The organism is Maribacter sp. MMG018 (assembly GCF_018100785.1).
GTDB lineage: Bacteria > Bacteroidota > Bacteroidia > Flavobacteriales > Flavobacteriaceae > Maribacter.
On the sequence record NZ_JAGJEC010000001.1, the window covers coordinates 1628504 to 1652005 of the forward strand.

A 23502-nucleotide genomic window follows, 5' to 3' on the forward strand; every position below is an offset into this window, starting at 1 on the left:
AAACTAAATGTTAAACGGGGCTTATACCAACTTAATTATATAGCAAATATGAATACCAAAATTTTAGTATCGTTATTATTGCTTCTCAGCAGTGTGCCAGAGGTTTATTCGCAAGAAGATAATACCAAGGTAGTATTGATTACGTTGGACGGTTTTCGTTGGCAAGAAATGTTTTCGGGGGCAGATCCACAACTTATAACCAATCGGGAGTATGTACACGATACAACGGCACTTAAGAAAAGATTCTGGAGGGAAACACCGGAAGAACGTAGAAAGGCCTTACTTCCCTTCATATGGTCAGAGATATATGAAATAGGTCAGATTCATGGAAATCGTGCATTGGGGAGTAAGGTGGATTTAACGAATACCATGTGGTTTTCCTATCCTGGCTATAACGAAATATTAACGGGAAAAGCAGATGATAAGCGTATTGTTAGTAATGATAAGATACCTAATCCGAATAAAACTATTTTAGAATTGGCCAATAAAAGCGTAAGGTACAATAACAAGGTCTCGGCCTTTGGTAGTTGGGACGTTTTTCCTTTTATCATTAACGAGGGTCGCTCTGGTGTACCCGTAAATGCTGGTTTTGAAATAGCTAAAGAGGAAAATTTAACGGAAAGGGAAAAGTTCTTGAACCAATTGCAACCCATAGTACCCAGTCCGTGGAGCACTGTTAGGTTAGATGCTTTCACCCACCATTATGCTATCGAGGAAATGAAAAAGAACCATCCGGAATTCATTTATATATCTTATGGGGAAACAGACGATTTTGCCCATGATGGTGATTATGGGGCCTATTTAAAATCGGCACATACGACAGATGCGTTAATAAGGGAACTTTGGAATTTTACACAATCGGATGGGTTTTATAAGAACAAGACCGTTTTTATGATCACCACGGATCATGGTCGTGGAACAAAGCCCCTAGATACATGGAAAAGCCATGGTGGCGATATCGTCGGAGCGGGTAGTGTGTGGTTTATTGCCTTTGGTAAAGGGGTAAGTCCGAAAGGTGAGATAAAAAATGAAAAGCAACTTTTTAGTAATCAGATAGCGCCAACGATTATGAATGTTCTAGGGTTAAAAATAGATAAGGATAAAATGCCGGCAGATATTCTTGACTTAAACTAAACTTCACCTTGGGGTAATTGTGTAATAACAATTGCGAGCCATCTTTGCTGTGAGGTTTAGAATCAGTTTAAGTTAGTTTATAACCGGTATTTTCTTCGGGATCTACCGGTTATTTTTTAGATGTTTATTGGGGTTGAAATGTGTGTTGGTCGGTAAAAAAAACAGTTGTAAATTAAAGTGTAGACCTTAAAAATTTACTTCAATTTCTTTGACTTTCATGGTTTGTTCCCTTAGTAGGTTTTGAAAGATAACCACTGTTCTTTCCTGGTATTTTTCAGGGATTCTCCCACCGATCATCCAATTTTTGGTTATAGCCTTTTTGTTGTCCAATTTAAACTCGGACATTAGGCACGATAGTGCCGTATCTCGGGTGTAATCGTTCATTTTACTGAACATTGTTTTGATGTTTTCGATCATTCTATTGGTAATGGTAGGTATTCAAATATAAATAAATATTGAAAAAGTAAAATGAATTTTAATGAACATGTTTTTAACAAATCGCTGTAAAACAATTATTTGTAGTTGATAAATTACAGTTGATCAGGGTTTATACTGTATAGATGTCACGAATGAACATTCGGTATTGATTTTGTTGTGCTCGTAAATGGGTAAAACTTACTGCATCCGTTATTTTTTTGATTAGATATTAACCTTTATTTTTATCGCCATTCATTTTAATAGGTTTGCATTGAACGAAAGAATATCACCCTCGAAAAAGAAGGAAGAAATTAAAATAATGTCGCCCGGAAGAACTTGTTTGTTTGGGGATCATCAAGATTATCTGGGGCTGCCCGTTGTTGCTTGTGCCATAGATAGGCAAATATCGTTGACGGCCAGGCCCAACGGTTTAGACTCGTTTGTCATAAACATGCAAGATATTGGCAAGAAAAGGGTCATATCAATATCCGATATGTTCACTGAACTAGAACCCCGTGATTACTTTGGTTCTGCACTGCGGGTGTTAAGAAGAAGGGGTTGTGTTACCGATCAAGGTTATGATGTTCATATAACCGGTAATATACCTATCAATTCCGGCAATTCCAGTTCTTCGGCCGTGCTTTTGGCCTGGATCTATTTTTTGGTAGAGGCTTTTGGTGTAGATGATACCGTAGATAAGGATTATTTAGCGGAATTGGCGTATTCGGCAGAGGTGTTGGAGCATAATGAGCCAGGTGGTATGATGGATCATTTTAGTATCGCGGTAGGGGGTATCGTAAAAATTAAGACTTCAAGGCCGTATAAATGTCAGCCTATAAAATCGAACCTTAATGGTATGGTATCGGGAGTTTCTGGTGTGCCAAAAGAAACGGTAGGGCTTTTGTCCCGTGTAAAGGGGAGTGCCTTAAAATCTATTGAGATCGTAAAAAAAGAGTTTCCTGGGTTCGACTTGGCCAAAGCAGGCCCAGATGATCTAAAGGCCTATAGAAAGGTGTTGCCACAAGAATTTGTTCCTTATTTTGAAGGTGCGATAGAAAACCATCATATAACCCAACTGGCATTGAAAGAGCTGGAAAAGACAACTCCCGATTTAAAGGTTTTGGGCGATTTGATGAACCAACACCATGTGATACTGAAAGACAAACTTCAAATTACCGTTCCTAAGATAGATGCGATGATCAGTGCGGCACTTGATAATGGTGCATATGGTGCCAAAATTGTCGGTTCTGGTGGAGGTGGAAGTATCGTTGCGATTACCGAACCAGGTACCGAAGATAAAATAATTGAAGCCATGTTAGGGGCAGGGGCCAAAGACGCATACGCTATTTCTGTAGATCCGGGCCTTCGAACCTTCGCTTAATCTTGCTTGGGTGACCAGAATAAAATAATCCATAGGGTTTAGATGTATGGAATATGGTGATTCTAGTAAACAATGCTGTCCGTTTTAAGGGGCGGCAAGTTGTAATTTCCGTATTCGATAGTTGTGCTACCTTCGTTGATAAATTCTGTTCCCGATTTATCTAATTTGGGATTAAATAGAAAAACACTTTCCAATGCAGGAAACCCTTTTAACTTGTCCAGATTTTCTTTTTTAAAATTGGTGTTCGACAGGTTGATGGATTTAAGGTGCTCTAAGTTTTGTAACAACTCAATATATTCTCCGGTAATTACGGTGTTGTCCAGTTTTACAATAGTGAGGTTTGGTAGGCTCGCTAAATCTTTGATAAGGGCATCCGTAATTTGTGTGCCGCCAAGGTCCAGTATTGCGATCTGGGGGGCAATGGATTTTAATAGTTGAAAATCGGTATCTGCAAAACTAGGCAGGTTAAGAGCCGATACTTGAAGATAGTTGGTGCTTTCGCTAATGGGGTCTATATGAAGTCCACTGTTCTTTACCTTGCTGATGCTGTCTTGTGGAGCTGCCGTAATTTCAATATTAGGATAATTCGTTTTTGTCGTTTTTGGGAAGAAGGATTGAAAAAGTGATTTTTCTAAACCTAGCTCTCCAATGGTTTTATCAAAAGAAAGTCCATTTTCTATCCAAACACCTATGAGTTTAATGGCTTCTTTAGATGGTTGTGTCTTTCCGTCCGGAGGCATATGTTTGTCATCTTCCACAGGAAGTTCCATTCTGGTAAAGAGCTCACTTTTATTGGGGTGATCGGCCAATATTACAGGTGCGTTTTCTCCACTTTTCAAAATACCTTCTCGGGTATGTAACAGTAATTCACCTTTTGCCTTTTTTGGATTATGGCAACTTACACAGTGATTGTTGAGTATAGGTTGAACAACATCGGTGTATAAAACGGCCGTTTCCCAATTTTCGTCCGTAAGCACAATTTCTTTTTCTTCGAACACTTCATAACCGAGTGCCGATTTTATGGAGTTTGGTAAGGGTTCTGCCAAATAATCTTCGCCATGGGTGATATTGCCTCCTTGATGTCCGGTAAATGAAATAAGGGCAAAGAATAACATGGATAAAACTACCAACGGAGTTTTTGAAATTAGCGTTGTTTTAAGGGCATCTTTCAATTTGGCCCACATTAAAAAGCAAAACAATGCGGTGGCTATACCGGACCATAAATGTAGTTTAACGGAATCAAAAGAATAACCTTCCCCTAAATACTGCAAATACCCGGTAATACAGGCTAAAATGGCAAAATATCCGGCCCATAGGTAAATCAGCGATATTACTTTGTTATGTTCCTTTAGCTTTCTATCGTACACCTGTAAAATCAGGCCGATGATTATAAAGCCAATAGGCAAATGAACGATAAGTGGATGTAGTCTTCCTAAAAGTTGTTTTAAAACATGCATGCGGTCAACGGTTTACTCAATATTCATTCTGTCCTTGATAACTTTCATCATATAGAGATTTGCTTTCCACTGATCTGCTACGGGTACCCTGGTGTAGGGTAGGGTAGGCATATAGTCCGCAGGTCCAAATTCTGTGGTCAGGGTAAATACCTTGTTGGTTTTCCAGTGGTTCCTAATAACTTTTTCCCAGATATCCATGTGCCTGTTTACCGCTTTTTTCCACTCTGGAGCTTCCGGGTCGTTTACTTGTGGACCTTCTGCATAACCAACACGGGCGTGAAGGTGATGTGTACGCTTTAGTATTTCTTCGAGTTCTTTATCTTGATTTTCCAATAATGATTCGTGTACGACCATCCAATGGCTAATGTCCAGATTTAGTTGAAGTTTCGGTATTTTGTTGATATAGGTTTTTGTATCTGGAAGGTTAAAGCTAAAACGCCCCCTGTGTGTTTCGTGGTATATGGGTATGTTGCTTTCCTTTGATATTTGGTTGGCTATATCTATAAAGGCCTTGTTTTGTTCAAATGTAAAAAAATCGCTTCCCGTGTGGCAGTTGATGTAAACGGGAGACCAAGTGGTCAACATCTTTAAATGTTCGCCATAGGTTTTTAAACTTTCCTGAAAGGGCATTGATTTATTGGTGCCGTTCAAGAAACCTACTTTTAGGTCGTGTTTTTTAAGAGCGGCTTTTAGGTTTTTTTGGTCCTCCGCATCTTTTGGAAACCATATTTCAATACCGTCATATCCGGCGGCCTTGGTTTTTTCGCAAAAAGTATCCCAAGAAGAGGTACGCCCCCAATCTGTCTGAAAAAATAGGATTTTGTTTTCTTCTTGTCCTTTTCCCGATAAGACAGTTAGAAATATCATAAAAGAAAGTAAAGGTCGAAGTATGTTCATGCGCAATGGGTTTGTTTTTTATGGATTAAGCTAAGATTTCGTGTATTACTTCGCCCTCTACATCCGTTAAACGGAAGGGTCTGCCTTGAAAATCGTACGTAAACTGTTCATGGTCAAAACCTAGTAAGTGTAAGATGGTGGCATGAACATCATGAACGGATACCCTTCCATCTACACCAGAAAATCCGATGGCGTCCGTTTGTCCGTGAGAGGCTCCTTTTTTAATGCCACCACCGGCCATCCACATGGTAAAGGCATCACCGTGATGATCACGGCCCTTAAAGCCCATTGTTTTACCTTCCCTATTTTCTTGCATGGGGGTTCTGCCAAATTCTCCTCCCCATACAACCAAGGTGTCTTCTAGTAGACCTCTTTGTTTTAGGTCCAATAACAAGGCGCTCATAGGGCGGTCGATTTCTCTACATTTATTTTTGAGCCCTAAATCTACGGCTGTGCTGGCATCGGTGCCATGTGCATCCCATCCCCAATCGAACAACTGTACAAAGCGAACCCCGTCCTCTACCAGTTTTCTGGCTAAAAGGCAATTGTTGGCGAAAGATTCCTTACCAGGTTCTACACCATACATTTCTTTGATGTGATCGGGTTCGTTATTGATGTTCATTACCTCCGGAACCGCAATTTGCATTCTATAGGCCATTTCGTACTGGTTGATACGGGCCAATATTTCCGGGTCGGCATATTTTGAATACTCTTTCTTGTTGATTTCGTTAATTGCCTTGATCGTATTCTTTTTTAGGTCGCGCGAGATGCCATCGGGGTCTTCGATATATAATACGGGGTCGCCTTTAGATCTACATTGAACTCCTTGGTATACAGAGGGCAAGAAACCACTTCCCCAAACACTTTTACCGGCACTAGGTGCCTTTCCGCCAGAGGTAAGTACTACAAAGCCGGGTAGGTTTTGATTTTCAGAACCTAGGCCGTAAGTTACCCAAGAGCCAATACTGGGTCTTCCCAATCTTGGGCTTCCCGTATGCATGAACAATTGGGCCGGACCATGGTTGAACTGATCGGTATGCACCGCTTTTAAGAAGGCCACTTCGTCTACCACTTTTTTAAAGTGAGGCAAGTTGTCGGATACCCAATTTCCTGATTCGCCCTCTTGCTTAAATGTTGCCTGTGGACCTAGAAGCTTGGGGGTGCCCCTTATAAATGCAAATTTCTTTCCTTCCAATAACGATTGTGGACATTCTTGATTGTTAAGTTTTGCCAATTCTGGCTTATAGTCGAACATCTCTAATTGAGATGGGGCTCCGGCCATGTGTAAATAAATTACATTTTTAACCTTGGGGGCAAAAGGAGGTGACAGGGTGGCCAAAGGATTAAGGTCTCTCTCGGTAAAACCGGTGTGTAGATTGTTGTTGTTTTTTGATGGGCTTAAAGGGTCGCAGCCCATAAAGATAGATCCCAAGGCTAGTCCCCCCATACCGGTGGCACATTGTTTTATAAAGTGCCTACGGGTCTGGGTCTCTATTTCTCTTTTCAGTTTTTCTGCTATGAGATTCTCTATGTTGTTTTTCATAGTAGTTCTTGGTTTGTATAAGGGTTAGGCCTTGGTCAAAAATTCATCTAGGTTCATTATGGCATTGGCTACAATGGTCAATGCGGCTAGTTTTGCACTTGGTTTTTCCTTTAATCCTGCAAAATTTTCCCGGTATTCGTTTGTTGTTTCAAACTCTTCCAATGCCTGATCGTACAGGTTTTTTAATACGTCCAGTTTTTCGCTATTGATTTCTGAGAATGTCGCTTTTTTATATCCTATCGAGATTGCCTTTTCAATACTCTCCGCCTCCATCGATTTTGCTAGCGTGTAAGCAGCTTCCATATAAACGGGGTCGTTTAAGGTAACCAATGCCTGTAGCGGTGTATTGGTCACCGTACGACGAATAGTGCATACCTCTCTGCTACCGGCATCGAATGTGATAAAGGAAGGGTAGGGGCTGGTACGTTTTAGATAAGTGTATATAGCTCGCCTGTATTTATCCTCTCCTTTGCTTTCTACCCATGACTCGTTACTGTATACCGATTGCCAAACCCCGTCTGGTTGGGGAGGCATAACCCCTGGGCCGTACATTTTTTTACTTAACAATCCGGAAATCGCCAATGCTTGGTCCCTGATCTGCTCAGCGCTTAAACGTAGTCTTGGGCCGCGGGCATAAAGTTCGTTATTGGGGTCTTTTTGGTACAGTTCTGGCGTAGCTACGGAACTTTGCCTGTAGGTGCCGGACATAACAATGTTTTTTATAAGTGCTTTCATACCCCAGGCATGCTCGTTCATGAACCGTAAAGAAAGCCAGTCCAATAATCTAGGGTGGCTTGGAGGGTCTGATTGTGTTCCCATGTCTTCCAAAGACGAAACAATACCTCTTCCGAATATTTGATGCCATACACGATTTACCAACGTACGGGCGGTTAACGGGTTCTCTTTGCTTACCAGCCATTTAGACAGTCCAAGACGATTGGCAGGCCATTCTTCGTTGTAGTCGTTAAGAATTTTTGGTGTACCTGGTTGCACCGTGTCGCCTTTTGCCAGCCAATTGCCTCGTTCAAAAATTTGAGTGGACCTCGCCATATATCCAGGATTTTCTACCATGATCGGAAGTTCTTGGGTATGTGTGTTCAATAGTTCTAAAAAAGATTTGTTTATCTGGGGGTATCCGGCTTCCGTATCTCCCGGAATGTCCTTTAAAAAAGCAAACCAAGTGATAAAGCTCGTAGAGACCTGCTTTCCGATTCGATCGTTGTCCGATTCAAAATAAAGGTCGGTTGGTTCGTTGATTTTTTTGAAAGGTATTTTTCTTATGATATTTCCTTTTGTTTTATTGATCTTGAACTGGGCCAAAATTTCACCTTTGCTATTGTTTTTTCTAATAGTCATGGTGGTGCCGTCCATAAAAGCTTTGTAGTTCATGTACATGGCCGAGGCGCCTTGGGTGTTTACGTTCTTTAATACACAAGAACCATCGTCCCAAAGTGCCAAATATTTGGTGTCGGCAAGTTCTCCGTTTACAAAATCGGTTGCGTCGTGGGCCAAATATTTTGGCTCCATATAGGATAAAAATTCTTCATACAGTTTTGCTTCTTTTTTTGAACCGTATTTTTCTACCCAAGAGATAATCTTGTTTTTCTTGTCGTTTTGTTCATCGGTATAAAAACGTATGTTCGGACTTTCATCCGGAGTATCCTCATCGGCCGTATTGTTGAAATAGGCAAAGCTTTTATAGTATTCTTCAAACTTAAAAGGGTCGTATGGGTGGCTGTGGCATTGAACACATTCCATAGTGGTGCTTTGCCATACAGAAAAAGTTGTATTTACCCTATCCATCACCGAGGCTACCCTGAACTCTTCATCATCGGTACCGCCTTCATCATTGTTCATGGTGTTTCTGTGAAAGGCCGTGGCGATCAGTTGATCTACCGAAGGGTCTGGTAGTAGGTCTCCGGCCAATTGTTCGGTCGTGAACTGATCATAGGGCATGTCTTCGTTAAAGGATTTTATGACCCAATCCCTATAGCGCCACATACTTCTGCCGTTGTCTTTTTCGTACCCTTTGGTATCTGCATAACGGGCCAGATCCAACCACCAACTTGCCCATTTCTCACCGAACGTATCTTGTGCCAAAAGGTTATCGACTGCCTCTTCGTAGGTGATTTCACCTTTTGTAAATGCTTCGTATAGGTTATTGGTAGGCGGTAGTCCGGTAATATCAAAAGATAATCTTCGGATCAATGTACTTTTATCTGCAGGGTGGTTTGGGGGAAGGTCGTTGTCTTCTAAACGATTGATTATGAATTTATCGATATCGTTCTGTAAAAAATCATTTTTCTCCTTTATGATTAAACTGGCTTCTTCCGTTATTGCGGGTACCGTAACTTCTTTGGGTAAAGAATAGGCCCAGTGCTGCCCCCATTTGGCACCTTGGTCTATCCATTTGGTCAGTAAATCTATCTCTTCTTTGGAAAGCTTCGGTTTTTCATAGGGCATTCTTAACTCGGGATCCTCCTCGTGAAGTCTCTTTATAAATTCACTTTCGCTTGCATTGCCCGGTATTATTGCGGGTTTGCCCGATTCGGTTGCCGCAAAAGCCTCTTCTTTAAAAAGTAAACTGAATCCACCGCTTTTTTTTACCCCTCCATGGCAGCTAATACATTTATTGTTTAAGATGGGTTTTATCTGAGTGCTAAAATCTATTTGTTCCGATGAGGTATTGCAAGAATAAATTAAACTGATAGCTATCAGGGATATCCAGATTTTAGCATATGATAAGAGTTTCTGTCTATTCATTTTTATCAGAACTTTTTCAGTTGCCAATAGCGATTATGGTCTATTTAAGTTTGGTTTACGGACTCATTTTTGAGTAACATAATATTAAGGATTAATCTGAAAATAGATATGGATTAATAAACTATAGATATGGATTTTATTACACAATGCTATTTTTTAACACCTGTATTTGTTAATCTAATAGAAAAACTTTGTAAATATTCTTATTTATGTAATAAGGGCTTTAGTTTTTGCTATAAAGAATGGTTTCCGTTCCGTTGGCATCAAGAACCGTTATCTTTTCTTCTTTTCCCGAAAGTCGGATGTTTTGTGTGGATTGGGACAAGTAACCAGATCCATGATAAAATTCATGGGCACGTGTTTTTCCATTATCAAGAAGCACTTTGCCAAAAACACTTGTTCTGGGTACTTCCAGTATTTTGCCCATAACATTGTCGTTATTGACTGTATATGATTTTAGGTCGGTATTATTGAATCCGAAAATATGGCTCAAGGCACCATTTGTAACGATAGAGACGGCTCCTCTGGCATTGCCTTCGGTGAGTAGTCCGCTCTGTATTGGTGGTACCGGTAAAAAATCACCTGTTCCTGTACCTTTTAAATAGAGTCCTTTTGAGGCATCGTACCTACCTATACCTACTTCGGTCCCATAATCGTTTCCGGATACCACTACGTCTAGATTGCCATCGTTATCAAAATCGGAAATTAATATTCCGTAGATAGGAGAAAATTGGGCCCGTGTGGGTAATGGCCTAATTTCAAATGTACCGTTCCCTTGATTTATGAGAATGGAAGAGGCCAGTTGAAATACTTTGGCGCTATATGCACTGCTTTTTTCTTGTGGTGTTAAAATATCGGAAATGGTGGCACGGGCATAGCTCGCATAGTCCGGAAATTTTTTCTTTAAAGAAGGAATTTGCTTGATAAGGTCGTCCCTAGAATGAACGGGATATTCTTTACCTTCGTTATAGGTGGTTATGATAGGGTCTATGGTACCATTTTTATCATAGTCCAATGCATAGATAGATAGTGGCTCTTTTGAAGTTGCCCTGTATTTGGAGTTTAGTCCGAGATTGCCCACTATATAATCTATGTCGCCATCATTGTCGAAATCTCCACCATTTATACTGTTCCACCACCCAGAGGTATGGCTGAGCCCGGTGTTTTGCGAGCTACTTACCAATGAGCCATTTTTGTTTTCATAAAATTCGATGGACATAAACTCACCGACTACGATCAAATCTACATCGCCGTCGTTGTCATAATCTGTCCAAAGGGCATCTGTAACCATACCGGGTTTTCTAAGCGAGGGAGCCAATTTGTTAGTGACGTCGATAAATTTGCCTCCTTCGTTGATCAATAAGTAGCTTGTGGATGGTAACGGGTATTTTAAAGGGGTTAGCCTACCGCCTACAAATAGATCCAAGTCCCCATCTTTATCAAAGTCGGCGGCACGTACACAAGAACTGCTGGTCAACATAGAAGGTAATATGTCTTTTGCCAATTTAAAATTACCTTTTCCGTCATTGGTGTAGATACGATCTTGGTAATACTCCGATTTTTCGTAAAATTCATTGCTGCCACTGGCAATATATAAATCTAGGTCTTGGTCGTTATCGTAATCAAAAAACAGTACCCCCGTGTCTTCTTCATATTTTTCATTTTCATTGGGTGTTAAAGGTCTTCTTTTAAAGGAGCCTAAGTTTGAGCCAAAAAATAACTGACCACTATGGTTGTAACCACCTCCCATAAAAAAATCTTCATAACCATCACCGTTTATATCGCCGACGGCCAATCCGGGTCCTTGTTCAGATAGCTTGTGCGGTAACAGATACTCTCTGTTAAAATCATAATAAATGGTTTCTCCGTGAGGTGTTTTTAAGTTTAAAGAAACGGTAACATCTTTAAAATAGGTCTCTTTTTTATGATGTACCGGTCTGGTAGAACTAATGCCCTCATCTTTTGTGACCACTAAATTTTGGTCCGCCTTAGGGTTAAGTATTTTTTTGACGTCGCCATCTGGCCATATGATCAATAGACTGTCTATTTTATCGCTAGTTCCCAAGCCAAAATGTAGGGTGTTGTCTACGGCCGATTGGTATCCTCTTGTAACGGCGAGTCTTGTTAATTGTGTTTTGCCGTCTTGAAACAACTTTATTTGGGTTCCGGTACCAAACCGATTTAGGCTATCACCGACCAAACGGATGTTCAGGTAGTGGTTGTCGTCTATACTATCGGATAGATTTTTGTAAATAGAGGCGGGCTGGTTAATATTGTTGATTACCAGATCCAAGTCTCCGTCATTATCTAGATCTGCATAGGCGGCACCGTTGGACAGCGATGGGTCGGCTAACCCCCATTCTTTGGTGTTGTCGGTAAACGTTAGGTCTCCGGTGTTCTTGAAAATATAATTGGATATTTTAATAGATGGCATTTCTTTAGACTTTTGCTTCAATACATAGTCTAAACTGTCGTGTGTAACCGCGCCATACAAGGTGCTGGTGTAGTTTATAAAATCAAGGTCGGTTATATCTCTTAAATACCCATTGGTAACAAAAAGGTCTTTTAGGCCATCGTTATCAAAATCTGCAAGTAAAGGGGCCCAGCTCCAGTCGGTGGCATCTATTTTGGCAAGCTGTCCAATTTCCGAAAACTTGGGTTCGCCGTTACTACTGGGGCCTGTGTTCAGTTGTAGCGTATTTCTCATGTACTGTGGCATGTATCCTATTTGAAGAGATCTTTCGAAAAGGTCAAAATTGAGGGGGCCGGACATTTTCTTTTCATGAAAATTATCTTTTGGCCTCATATCCATGGTCACAAGGTCGTATAATCCGTCATTGTTAAAATCGGCAATATCGTTTCCCATACTAAAATGACTTACATGGTTTAAGTACGATTTGGCCATTTCTTTAAAGGTGCCGTCTTGTTGGTTAATATAAACGTAATCGTTGGCAACAAAATCGTTGGTGACAAAAATATCGTCCCAACCGTCGTTGTTAAGGTCTGCGATACTTAGGCCGAGTCCAAGGCCGTCATAATGAATGCCGGCCGAATCTGTAACATCGGTAAATTTTATGCCCATGCCCTTGTCTTCATCATTTCTGTAAAGCCGGTCATTGGCGGGGCCACTACCATCGGAAATTAGGGGCCTGATGTTATTGGGGTCCCTAATGGCATTCGTATGGTTCAATAAGTACATGTCAAGGTCACCGTCTTTATCGTAATCAAAGAAAGCGGCTTGGGTAGAATAGCTGTCATCGGCGAGGCCATATTCTTCGGCCTCTTCTTTAAAAGTTAGGTCACCCTGGTTTATATATAAGAGGTTTTTACGTTTTTCTTTTTTAAAATTGCCAGATCTACAAACATAGATGTCAAGTAAACCATCGTGATTAATGTCTACCATGGTCACACCTGTAGACCAACCGTTGTGTTTGTTGTTTAGGTTGGCGCTTATATCCTTGAATTTTAGGTCTCCAAGGTTTACGTAAAGGGCGTCGTGTACCATGTTGCCCGTAAAAAAAATATCGGGTAGGCCATCGTTGTTTAAATCACCCGTGGCTACTCCAGCGCCGTTGTATACGTAAAAATAATCTACCATGTTAAACTGTTCGTTTTCAGTGATCTCGTTGTTGAAAACGACATTGCTAGTGTCTGGATGCACTAGGCTAAATCGTGATTTGATTACTTCTGTGCTCTTAAGTGAGGAGTTGTTGGTATTACAGGCACTTAAAAGAATTAGCAGGGTGTAAAAGGTAATTTGCTTTAAGGCACTTATTTTCTTCATGGTCTATAGCCTTTTTTGGATATGGTCGGTAATTTAAGGAAAAATAAAAACCTGTCTGAGAAGACAGGTTTTTAAATTAAAATTAATAAACTAACTCAACACATTACTCATACTCTGGATTTTGGGTAACGTTCGGATTTCCTAAAACCTCGTTCAATGGAAGTGGTAATACGTAGTCTTTTGGAGACAATGTTCTGTCAACACCATAAGTGTCTATGAAATCTTGGATATATTCACCAAGGTAGTCAGGAGAACCACCAAACGTACTTTTTCTTTTTAATTCGGGATAAACCTCGCATTCCATCGCAAATTCCATTACTCTTTCGTTTACAATGGCATCTCTTAACTGCTCTTTGTTCAATCCGGAAAGAGGGTCAAGACCAGCTCTTCTTCTTACTTCGTTGATACCGTAATAAGGATCGCCGGTGCCACTTTCGTTAGCTGCCTCTGAATGTCCCAGAAGTACATCTGCCAAGCGAAGGTAGACTATGTTCTTTTCGGTCAAATTCGAATTTGATATACCCATTTCGGTGTATTTAGCCGACCATCCGTTCGAGAATATCAACTCATCTGGGTTGTTAGGGTCAGCATCAGCAGCAACCATTCCACCAAAACGACTAAGGTTATAAGGTGCTTCGGCGCTCCACTTAACGACGGGTCTCTCTCCTTCAGAATTCGGGCCTACCCTGGTAGTTGGATATTCTTCGATAAAGGTACCTGCGATTCTTTTGTCGGTTGGGTCATATTTTTCGCGGAATGCCTGAGTAGAGTTCAGCCAGTGCCAGCCCACACCTCCTAGATCGTTAGGTAAATCACCAGGAATAAAATGCTGGTGGTAATTTTGGTTTTCTCCAGAATTTGCGGAAGCGGATACTTGTGCTTCAAAAATTCTAGGTCCGGAATTCTCGTTCTCTACAGAAAAAGTATCGGCGAAATCCTCGAACAATACCATACCGCTTTCACTAATGAACGTTTGTGCGGTAGTATAGGCCTCGTCCCATTTTTCGTCTTGTAGGTACGCTTTTACCAATAACGCTTCAGCTGCCCATTTTGTGGCTCTTCCTACATCTCCAGAATCATAGGATTCCGGTAAAATGTCTGCGGCAATGGATAGGTCCGACTGTATCAGGTCAAGAGCCAGTCTTTTTCCGTTTTCATTTGAAGGAAGGTCTTGGTCACTTGCTGTTTTTGTTGTTGTTACCGGTATATTATCAAAATAGCGAACAAGGTTGTAGTAGTAAAATGCCCTTAAAAATTGAGCTTCTGCCTTTACCCTGTCTATTAATGCGCTGTTAGGAACCCCCTCTGCCTTAAGGTCATCGGCTTTTTGGATAATAGCGTTGGCCCTGTTTATGTTCTCGTACGAGATTCTCCAATAGGTGGAAATATACTCGTCATCTGGAGAAACATTACCGTTTTGGTAGTTAAGAGGACCTTTTTCCCATCCTACTTGGTATCCTGCCAAGCATTCGAATACAAATCTATTGTAATAATGGTTAAACCAATCTTGACCATATCCAATACCATCATAGATAGCATTTACGCCTAGTTCTAACTGCTCGGCGGTGCCAAAGAAATTATCCTCGGTCGTAAAATCCGGATTTTCATCCAAGTCGGTACAGCCTACTATACTTATCGCAATAAATAGGAGGGGGATGATCCTCCATGAAATTGCTTTTGTGTACTTCTTCATAATTTTATTTTTTTTAATTAAAATTCTAAGTTAATTCCGATGGTCAAAGTTCTTGATCTTGGGTATGCATCGTAGTCATCGCCCCTGTTCAAGTTGTCTTGGCCTCTATTGTTTACTTCTGGATCAAAACCAGAGTAATCTGTAATAGTGAGCAAGTTTTGGCCACTTACGTAGATTCTCGCTTTTGTAATCAAATCGTTGAAGTGGGGAAGGGTGTATCCTAAGGATACATTTTGCAACCTGATGAAAGAACCGTCTTCTATAAAGTAGTCAGAATCTCTGTAAGAGTTTGCAAAATCACGATTACCATCTATAACAGGTCTCGAGGCGCTGGTATTGGTAGGTGTCCAAGAATCGGTAAGAATAGTACTGATCTGATTTATCTTCTGAACACCGTCACCTAATTCAGATGCCTGTAGGTTTCTAACATCAAATCCTTGAGAACCTCTGAAAAATAATCCCAGATCAAAATTCTTGTAGGTGAAGGTAGAATTTAACCCCCATGTAAAATCTGGGTTCGGATCACCGATAATGACATAATCGTCGGGCGTAATTTCGCCGTCACCGTTGACATCTCTATATTGAGGATAGCCCGGTTTGTCTCCCGATCTTGATGGATTGTTCGCTATTTCTTCTTCGGACTGAAAAATGCCGATGTAATCATAACCTCTCCATACACCGATAGGGTTTCCTGCTTCTACCCAGCTACCTTCTACACCAAGGTGGCCACTGGTAGTTTCTGAGAAAAATGGCGTGCTATCGCCCAAATCGGTAAGTTCGTTTCTTAAGATGGATATGTTACCGGCAACATTCCATTTAAAATCTTCGTTGTCTATTACATAACCGTCCAGGCCAACCTCGAATCCTTTATTTTCCAATGATCCGGAATTTTTAAGAATGGATTCAAAACCAAGACTGCTAGGTATGGATACAAAGAGCAATAGGTCTTCGGTTTTGTTGCTGAAATAATCCAACGTTAAGTTTAGTCGACTGTTAAAGAAAGAGGCATCTAGCCCAATGTTCCTCATTGTAGTCGATTCCCATTTTAGATCAGGGTTGCTAAGTCTGGCATCCGCAAGACCCAGTACCAAACCTCCGTTAAGTACGTAGTTGAACTCGCTCAGGTTAGCCAAAGAATTGTAGACCGGAATTTCGGAGTTACCCGTTAATCCCCAGCTACCTCTTAATTTAAGATTGTTGATCACGTCAGATACACCGCCTTCAAAGAAACTTTCGTTAGATATGTTCCAACCAAGGGCAACAGATGGGAAGTTGGCCCATTTGTTCTTGCTTCCAAATCTGGAAGAACCATCACGTCTAAAGGTTACGGTAGCCAAATATCTACTGTCATAATTGTAATTTACCCTTCCTAGTAAAGATTCCAATAACCATTCTCTTCTTTCTGAATAGGGGGTTAATATGTCTGGACCTCCTTGTAGTGTGGCTTGATCCACAGAGGCAGCGGTAATACCACGGGTAGTACTGCTAAAATACTTATTTACCTCTTTTTGGTACGTGTAACCTACTACGGCATCTACAAAGTGTTTGTCGTTAAATGTTTTTGTGTAGGTTAATAGATTTTCGTTCAGAATGTTGGCCGAATTTCTGTTTGCCAAAGTCAGTTCTCCTGCATTGTCTCTTCCTATTCTTGTGTTTACGGATGGGAAAAAACTAGTTCTGTTAATATTAAGGATATCTGCACCTATACTGGTTTTAGCCTTTAGGTTTTCGGTTAGGGCAAATGTAAACGTAGTATTTCCGAGTACCCTGTTGGTAATATCCTGGTCGGTGGCATATTTTAATTCCTGTAAGGGGTTTATATTGAATCTACCATCGTAGGAAGCTAGGGCGTATGTACCGTCTTCGTTATAAACGGGTACGGTAGGATCTAAACCTAAAGCGGTGATGATGATACCTCCAGGACCTCCTTGATCCGTTGGTGCATTGTTAGAAACCGTTCTGTTGTACGACCAGCTAGAACTTACATTTAAAAAGTTGTCAAATGCCGAATTATCTACATTTAAACGGATACCATATCTTTGAAAGTCGGTCATTTTAATGATACCTGCGTTATCGTGATAGTTTCCGGTAACGGCATATTTATGGTCTTCGTTTCCACCAGAAAATGTTAGTTGGTGGTTTTGAATAGAACCGACCCTTGTTACTTCATCTAACCAGTTTGTTCCTTTTCCAAATGCATCTATTTGTGCTTGAGTGTAAATTGGAGCACCTCCTTGACTTGTTTCCAAAGTGTTAAGGTAAGTGGCAAACTCAGAACCGTTCAATACATCTATTGGGTTAGAAATTGTTTGTGTGGAATAAGAGCCTTCGTAACTGATCTTGGCTTTTCCGGCCTTTCCTCTTTTGGTGGTGATCAAAACAACACCGTTAGAACCCCTTGACCCATAAATGGAAGTCGCGGAAGCGTCTTTTAATACTTCTATAGATTGAATGTCGTTAGGGTTGATGGATGCTAGAATGTTAGTGGCCTGTCTTGAGCCACCTGCACCATAGGCACTATTGTCCGGATAAATAGGAAAACCATCTATAACATATAAAGGTTCACTACCACTGTTAATGGAATTGGAACCTCGAATACGTACAGACACTCCACCACCTGGAGCGGCAGAGGTTTGGGTTACTTGTACACCGGGAGCCCTGGCTTGGATCGCTTGATCTACCGATGTTACCGGTAACTCTTTAAAAGCATCTCCGTCTATTGAAGATACAGAACCTGTGAGGTCGCTCTTTTTAACGGTTCCGTACCCAACAATGACAACCTCGTCCAAGGCTTCACTTTGTGGGTCCAGTGTTACGTTAATGGTTGTACGGCCATCAATGCTTACTTGTTTAGGGGCAAAGCCCAGAGATGAAAATTCAATGACCTTAACATCGGCTGGGACGGTAAGTTCGTATTTTCCATCAAAATCGGTGATGACACCTGTGGTTCCGGCAATTACGTTTGCGCCTGGTAAGGGTGTTCCGGTTTCCCCGTCCGTTACCGTACCACTAATGGTTGTTTGGGCATTTAATGCTAGGCCGCTCCATAATAATGAAACTCCCCACAATAAAAGTTTGAGTTGACTTGTGAATAGAGATAACTTCATACGTTTAAAATTGGTTTTATTTTATTTAGGTAAGAATTGTCTTGTTATAGGAAGACAAAATCCTACCAAACAATATTAAGAAGATATTAAGATTTAAAAATGGACGATTATTGCAAAAACATGGACTTTTTGCAATAAAAAAAATAATTTGTCATAATAATGGGTGTTTTTGAGGGTTAAATTAAATTTTAAGTCCTTAAAAATATTAAATCGATAATGGTGGTGTAGGAAGTAGTTTGTTAAAAAAATGTTAAATAAATATGAATAACTTTTATTCTTGTTGTTCTTTTCTGTAATCTTTTGGTGAAATTCCGAAGTATTTTTTAAAGGTTCTAGAAAAGTATAAAGGATCTTGAATACCTACTTTGTAGCTTATTTCCTTTATGCTTAAATCTGTATATTTAAGATATTCACAGGCTTTTTGAATCTTTTTTAGATTGAAAAAATGAATCAATGAGTAACCTGTTCTTTTCTTGAACAAATTAAATAGATAAGAAGGTGAGCAGTTAAATTGTTTGGCTATTTCATCGGATTTATAGGTCTTGTCCAAATTGGCCGTTAAAAAATCGATGACCGAATTTATCATATTTGTATGCGAGGTGGTTTCCGAAGCAAATTCTTTGGTGGTATATATAAAGGAGCTGATGAACTGTAATCCTAAAATATTGGCGAACTCCAATTTTGGAACGGTGTATTCACTTTTGTACATCAAAAATATTTCATTGAACATTTTAATTCGATTGTTCTCAAAAGCGATATTGCCATCCGTACTTCTAAATTCTAGATAACGCTTGTAAAGGGCATCTGAAGAGTGTCCTGAAAAATGCAACCAGTAAATGCTCCACGGTTCGTTTTCATCCGATTTATATTCGTGGGGGGTGTTTTTGGGTATAATATGAAAAGAATTCGGAAGTACTTCTATGTTGGTGTCGTCGATCTTCATTTTTCCCTTGCCCTCTACACAGTACATAAAAATATACTCCTTTGATCCCTTTTTTCTGGTTCTATAATGGTGGCGTGCATTCGGGTAAAAACCAATATCGGTAATATAGAAGGGTTTGCATATGCTGTTTTCTTTGAGCTCCTTTTTTATGGAGTCTGGTAAGACAGTCATTTTTTGACCTAAAAATCCCTCTTTTAGTTTGGAAGTGTCCACTTGTCGGTACTGGTTTTATGGTTAAGTAATAGAATTGGTCAACATGGGTGTTATTGGTGTTTTTTTTCTTTCCCAAAAAATGAAAATAGAATGATAATTCCCTTTGGGGTCTAAAATATTAAATAAAAATAGGAATGTCCATATTTATCTATATAAATTCCATATTGTAAACTGTTATATTGAATAAATTCGCAAATAGTAGTGTTTGATATTAATATTATTGTTGAAATGATGGTGTGTTTTTAAGGCTATGTTAAGGCGTGGTGTTTTTGAGTTTTGTTCCGATAAATTAAAAAATCCATGTTTGATTAAGTTTGTCTTGTTTCATTACAAGCGAAATGGCGGTTCTTAAAACATAATGATGGTATGAATTTAAGTTGTAGAAAATTAAAATATGCAACGCGGTATAGTTGCTTAAAAATAAATAGGTAAAGATGGTCAATAGAAAATTATTTGGTGTTTTTTTGGTGTGCTTCCTTATTAATTTTACAAGTTGTAAGGATGAGGTATCACCTGTCGAAAACAAAAAACCGAATATTGTTTTTATACTGGCGGATGACCTAGGGGCGCATGACCTAAGTTATGCCGGTAGTACCTATTATGAAACCCCTAATATAGATGCCATTGCAAAAGAAGGGGTGAGTTTTGTACAAGGGTACGCCGCAGCACAAGTTTGTAGCCCGTCGCGGGCAAGTATTATGCTCGGGCAGTCTACGGCCCGTCATGGAATTACAGATTGGATAGGGGCCTCTACGGGTAAAAAATGGGGAGACGAACGTAATACAAAAGTACTGCCTCCCGAATATGAAAGGGCCTTAAAAGAAGAAGATATTACCATTGCCGAGGCTTTAAAAGCAGAAGGGTATAAAACCTTTTTTGCCGGAAAATGGCATTTGGGCGATGAGCCATACTCACCTGAAAACAATGGTTTTGACATTAATAAAGGAGGCTGGGAAGTCGGTAGCCCTAAAGGAGGGTATTATGCTCCGTGGGACAATCCGAAGTTGGATTATAAGCACGAGGGCGAAAGCTTAACAAAGCGGTTGGGGCAAGAAACTGCCGATTTTATTTCGAACAACAAAGACCGGCCCTTTTTTGCTTTCTTATCGTTCTATGCCGTACATGGGCCTATAGAAACTACTGAGGACAAATGGAGAAAATATCGCAATAAGGCCGAGGAGATGGGCATTAAAAACACTGGGTATGAAATGGAGCGTATTTTGCCTATTCGTACCGTTCAGGACAACCCTATATATGCCGGATTAATAGAAACTATGGACGAAGCCGTAGGCATTGTGATGCAGCGACTAAAAGAGCTGGGGTTAGATGATAATACCATTGTTGTTTTTACTTCTGATAATGGTGGTGTGGCAAGTGGCGATGCTTTTTCTACAACTAATTACCCTTTAAGGGGCGGAAAAGGCTATCAATGGGAAGGTGGCATCAGGGAGCCGTATCTGATCAAGGCGCCCATGTTCAAAAACACGCCCAAGGTGGTGGATTATCCCGTATCGGGAATAGACTTTTATCCGACTCTTTTAGAATTTGCAGGGGTTGATATACCTAAAAACCATCTCTTGGAAGGGGTGAGTCTAGTGCCTTTGTTAAAAGGGGAGACCCTTACCGAAAGACCTTTGTTTTGGCATTACCCACATTATGGCAATCAAGGAGGGGAACCTGTTAGTATTATCAGAAAAGGTGATTGGAAACTCATTCATTATTATGAAGATGGCCGTGATGAGCTATATAATTTAAAACAAGATTTAGACGAAAAAGAAAATGTGTTGGGCAAGCATCCTCAGTTGGCACAAGAACTTAAAAAGGAACTCACCGATTATTTGACGCAAACGGGGGCTAAAAGACCTGAAGTCAATGTAGATTATGATGGTATAAAGGCTGCCGAGCTTCAGAAGAAAAGAAAAACTGAAATGCTTCAGAATTTAGAAAAGCAACGAAAAGAATTTCTAAAAAGTGATTTTGAACCAAATAAGAACTGGTTCGATAGCAAAACAACCAAAGATTAAGGAACAAAGTTGATTTATATACTATGAAAAACCCACAATACAATTTTGCTTACTTACTTTTTCTGGCGTTGGTCTCTGCCATGGGTGGATTTCTGTTCGGTTATGACTGGGTGGTAATAGGAGGGGTAAAACCTTTTTATGAGCTCTATTTTAATATAGCCGATATACCCACGTTACAAGGTTGGGCCATGAGCAGTGCCTTGGTGGGGTGTATTTTTGGAGCGATACTTTCAGGACTCTTGACCGATAAATGGGGGCGAAAAAACAGTCTTATATTGGCGGCGGCACTGTTTTCCTTATCTGCTTTTGGAACAGGATATGCCGATGATTTCACCCTTTTTGTTGTGTATAGGGTCTTAGGCGGTCTGGGTATAGGGTTGGCTTCTACATTATCGCCTATGTACATTGCAGAAGTGGCACCCGCAGAGTATAGGGGGCGATTTGTAGCTATAAATCAATTAACGATCGTGTTGGGTATTTTGGTGGCGCAAATTGCCAACTGGGGTATTGCCGAGGCCATACCTGCCAATTTTAACGATACGGATATACTGAACTCTTGGAACGGTCAAACCGGTTGGCGGTATATGTTCTGGGTAGAACTTATACCTGCATTACTTTTCTTTTTTCTAATGTTCGTGGTGCCCAAAAGTCCAAGATTTCTTGCCAAGGCCGGTAAAGAAGAGGATGCCAAACAGGTGTTGTTTAAGATCGGTGGTATGGGGTATGCCGAACAAGAGTTCGATAACATGAGGTCGACCCTTAACGATGATGAGGGCAAAAAGATTTCCATTGCTGAATTAAAGGGAAAAAAGGTGTTTCCTATTCTTGTTATAGGTGTTGTGTTGGCGGTATTTCAACAATGGTGCGGTATCAATATCATTTTTAATTATGCGGAAGAAATATTTTCCGCTGCCGGTTATAGTGTTGGTGATATGCTCTTTAATATAGTGATCACGGGCAGTGTTAATCTTATTTTCACTTTCATGGCCATGCGAACGGTAGATAGTTGGGGCCGTAGAAAATTAATGCTCTTTGGGGCGGCAGGGCTCGCCATTATTTATGCATTGTTAGGGGGGGCTTATTTCTTTGAGTTCAGTGGTTGGCCGGTTCTAGTTTTAGTAATTACGGCAATTGCGATTTATGCCATGTCTTTGGCGCCGATAACCTGGGTGGTGCTCTCCGAGATTTTTCCGAATAGATTAAGGGGATTGGCTATGTCTATAGCAACATTTTCATTGTGGATAGCCTCATTTATCTTGGTATTTACTTTCCCTATCATGAACAGTGAATTGGGGTCGTACGGTACCTTTTGGGCGTATAGTATTATTTGTGTGGCCGGTTTTGTTTTCGTTAAAAAAAGATTGCCGGAAACAAAGGGCAAGAGTTTGGAGGAAATTGAAATAGAGCTTACGAAAGAAAAATGAAAATAAGCCTTAAGGTCATAGTATTCATTGCTTTTACCATACAAAGTACCTATGCTCAAACCGATATGGGGAAGATGGATTATTTACGTGATGTGACATCGGAATTGCGTAAAGAGTGGCCGAACAATAAAACCATCAATCTGGTTTTTCACGGGCATTCCGTGCCTTCGGGATATTTTAAAACCCCCAACGTAAACACATTGGAGGCGTATCCGTACGTAACATTAAAAAATATAAAGCGGGTATACACCTCTGCTGTGGTAAATGTTATTACGACCTCTATTGGTGGGGAGCAGTCGGAGCAAGGCGAAAAAAGGTTCACGGAAGAAGTATTGGTGCACCGGCCCGATGTACTGTTCATAGACTATGCCTTAAACGATCGCAGCATTGGGCTCGAAAGGGCAAAAATAGCATGGGAAAAAATGATCCTTCAAGCAAAGGCATACGGTACAAAGGTGATTCTAATGACGCCCACACCCGATGTAAAGGAAGATATTCTGTCCCCCAAATCGGAACTGTCCAGGCACAGTCGACAAATAAGGGACTTGGCAAAAAAATATGAAATAGGTCTGGTGGATAGTTATCGGCTGTTTCAGAAAATAGCCGAAAAAGAGGATATAAAAATCTACATGGCCCAAAGTAACCATATAAATGAAAAAGGGCATAGGGTTGTTGCAGATGCCATATTCGATTTTTTCAGCGAAGATTATAAATAATAATAA

13 protein-coding genes and 1 pseudogene are annotated in these 23502 nt (G+C 40.4%); 5 read left to right on the plus strand and 9 right to left on the minus strand.

From position 1 onward, the window contains the following. Nucleotides 1–48: 48 nt before the first annotated feature. The gene (locus J8L85_RS06995; protein ID WP_211015852.1) at nucleotides 49–1134 is read left to right on the plus strand and encodes a phosphoglyceromutase; all 1086 of its coding nucleotides are present in this window, start codon (nucleotides 49–51) and stop codon (nucleotides 1132–1134) included. A gap of 186 nt (nucleotides 1135–1320) precedes the next feature. Here the strand turns inward: J8L85_RS06995 and J8L85_RS07000 are convergent, their stop codons facing one another. Beyond that, nucleotides 1321–1551: a hypothetical protein gene (locus J8L85_RS07000; protein ID WP_211015854.1), complete on the minus strand. Its 231-nt coding sequence runs from the start codon at nucleotides 1549–1551 to the stop codon at nucleotides 1321–1323. Between the two features lie 271 nt (nucleotides 1552–1822). Between J8L85_RS07000 and J8L85_RS07005 the strand changes: the two genes are divergently transcribed. Next, complete coding sequence (locus J8L85_RS07005; RefSeq protein WP_247656570.1) at nucleotides 1823–2932, plus strand: galactokinase family protein; 1110 nt, start codon at nucleotides 1823–1825, stop codon at nucleotides 2930–2932. Nucleotides 2933–2994: 62 nt separating this feature from the next. On the opposite strand, the gene J8L85_RS07010 is transcribed toward J8L85_RS07005, so the two are convergent. From J8L85_RS07010 to J8L85_RS07045, 8 genes are all read right to left on the minus strand, one after another. Then, on the minus strand, nucleotides 2995–4389 hold the full coding sequence (locus J8L85_RS07010; RefSeq protein ID WP_211015856.1) for a c-type cytochrome domain-containing protein: 1395 nt from the start codon (nucleotides 4387–4389) through the stop codon (nucleotides 2995–2997). 12 nt (nucleotides 4390–4401) lie between these two features. Continuing rightward, entirely contained in the window at nucleotides 4402–5286 is an 885-nt protein-coding gene (locus J8L85_RS07015; protein ID WP_247656571.1) for a sugar phosphate isomerase/epimerase, read from the minus strand. 25 nt (nucleotides 5287–5311) lie between these two features. Further along, nucleotides 5312–6829, minus strand: a complete 1518-nt coding sequence (locus tag J8L85_RS07020) for a DUF1501 domain-containing protein (RefSeq protein WP_211015858.1) — start codon at nucleotides 6827–6829, stop codon at nucleotides 5312–5314. Nucleotides 6830–6853: 24 nt separating this feature from the next. Then, nucleotides 6854–9592, minus strand: a complete 2739-nt coding sequence (locus J8L85_RS07025) for a PSD1 and planctomycete cytochrome C domain-containing protein (RefSeq protein ID WP_211015860.1) — start codon at nucleotides 9590–9592, stop codon at nucleotides 6854–6856. A gap of 223 nt (nucleotides 9593–9815) precedes the next feature. Next, a complete protein-coding gene (locus tag J8L85_RS07030; RefSeq protein WP_211015862.1) occupies nucleotides 9816–13376 on the minus strand; it encodes a VCBS repeat-containing protein in 3561 nt (1186 codons plus the stop codon). 103 nt (nucleotides 13377–13479) lie between these two features. Next, entirely contained in the window at nucleotides 13480–15069 is a 1590-nt protein-coding gene (locus J8L85_RS07035; protein WP_211015864.1) for a RagB/SusD family nutrient uptake outer membrane protein, read from the minus strand. 17 nt (nucleotides 15070–15086) lie between these two features. After that, nucleotides 15087–18176 carry a TonB-dependent receptor gene (locus J8L85_RS07040; protein WP_211015866.1) on the minus strand — a complete coding sequence of 1030 codons (3090 nt, stop codon included), beginning with the start codon at nucleotides 18174–18176 and terminating at the stop codon, nucleotides 15087–15089. Between the two features lie 271 nt (nucleotides 18177–18447). After that, nucleotides 18448–19290: an AraC family transcriptional regulator gene (locus J8L85_RS07045; protein WP_211015868.1), complete on the minus strand. Its 843-nt coding sequence runs from the start codon at nucleotides 19288–19290 to the stop codon at nucleotides 18448–18450. Between the two features lie 476 nt (nucleotides 19291–19766). Between J8L85_RS07045 and J8L85_RS07050 the strand changes: the two genes are divergently transcribed. The 3 genes and pseudogenes from J8L85_RS07050 to J8L85_RS07060 all read left to right on the plus strand — a co-directional run bounded on the left by J8L85_RS07050 (nucleotide 19767) and on the right by J8L85_RS07060 (nucleotide 23496). After that, nucleotides 19767–21356 (plus strand): sulfatase, encoded by a 1590-nt coding sequence (locus tag J8L85_RS07050; protein WP_211015870.1) that lies wholly within the window; start codon nucleotides 19767–19769, stop codon nucleotides 21354–21356. 17 nt (nucleotides 21357–21373) lie between these two features. Next, nucleotides 21374–22780 (plus strand): annotated as a pseudogene (locus tag J8L85_RS07055) (sugar porter family MFS transporter); the annotation flags it as partial. Continuing rightward, nucleotides 22777–23496, plus strand: a complete 720-nt coding sequence (locus tag J8L85_RS07060) for an SGNH/GDSL hydrolase family protein (RefSeq protein ID WP_211015874.1) — start codon at nucleotides 22777–22779, stop codon at nucleotides 23494–23496. The pseudogene J8L85_RS07055 and the gene J8L85_RS07060, both read left to right, overlap by 4 nt. The last annotated feature ends 6 nt before the right edge of the window (nucleotides 23497–23502 follow it).

Excerpts from the sequence above, each read along its gene's own strand:
- J8L85_RS06995 (WP_211015852.1), top strand. The coding sequence starts at position 49 with ATGAATACCAAAATTTTAGTATCGTTATTATTGCTTCTCAGCAGTGTG.
- J8L85_RS07000 (WP_211015854.1), bottom strand. The coding sequence starts at position 1,551 with ATGATCGAAAACATCAAAACAATGTTCAGTAAAATGAACGATTACACC.
- J8L85_RS07010 (WP_211015856.1), bottom strand. The coding sequence starts at position 4,389 with ATGCATGTTTTAAAACAACTTTTAGGAAGACTACATCCACTTATCGTT.
- J8L85_RS07015 (WP_247656571.1), bottom strand. The coding sequence starts at position 5,286 with ATGAACATACTTCGACCTTTACTTTCTTTTATGATATTTCTAACTGTC.
- J8L85_RS07020 (WP_211015858.1), bottom strand. The coding sequence starts at position 6,829 with ATGAAAAACAACATAGAGAATCTCATAGCAGAAAAACTGAAAAGAGAA.
- J8L85_RS07025 (WP_211015860.1), bottom strand. The coding sequence starts at position 9,592 with ATGAATAGACAGAAACTCTTATCATATGCTAAAATCTGGATATCCCTG.
- J8L85_RS07030 (WP_211015862.1), bottom strand. The coding sequence starts at position 13,376 with ATGAAGAAAATAAGTGCCTTAAAGCAAATTACCTTTTACACCCTGCTA.
- J8L85_RS07035 (WP_211015864.1), bottom strand. The coding sequence starts at position 15,069 with ATGAAGAAGTACACAAAAGCAATTTCATGGAGGATCATCCCCCTCCTA.
- J8L85_RS07040 (WP_211015866.1), bottom strand. The coding sequence starts at position 18,176 with ATGAAGTTATCTCTATTCACAAGTCAACTCAAACTTTTATTGTGGGGA.
- J8L85_RS07045 (WP_211015868.1), bottom strand. The coding sequence starts at position 19,290 with ATGACTGTCTTACCAGACTCCATAAAAAAGGAGCTCAAAGAAAACAGC.
- J8L85_RS07050 (WP_211015870.1), top strand. The coding sequence starts at position 19,767 with ATGGTCAATAGAAAATTATTTGGTGTTTTTTTGGTGTGCTTCCTTATT.
- J8L85_RS07060 (WP_211015874.1), top strand. The coding sequence starts at position 22,777 with ATGAAAATAAGCCTTAAGGTCATAGTATTCATTGCTTTTACCATACAA.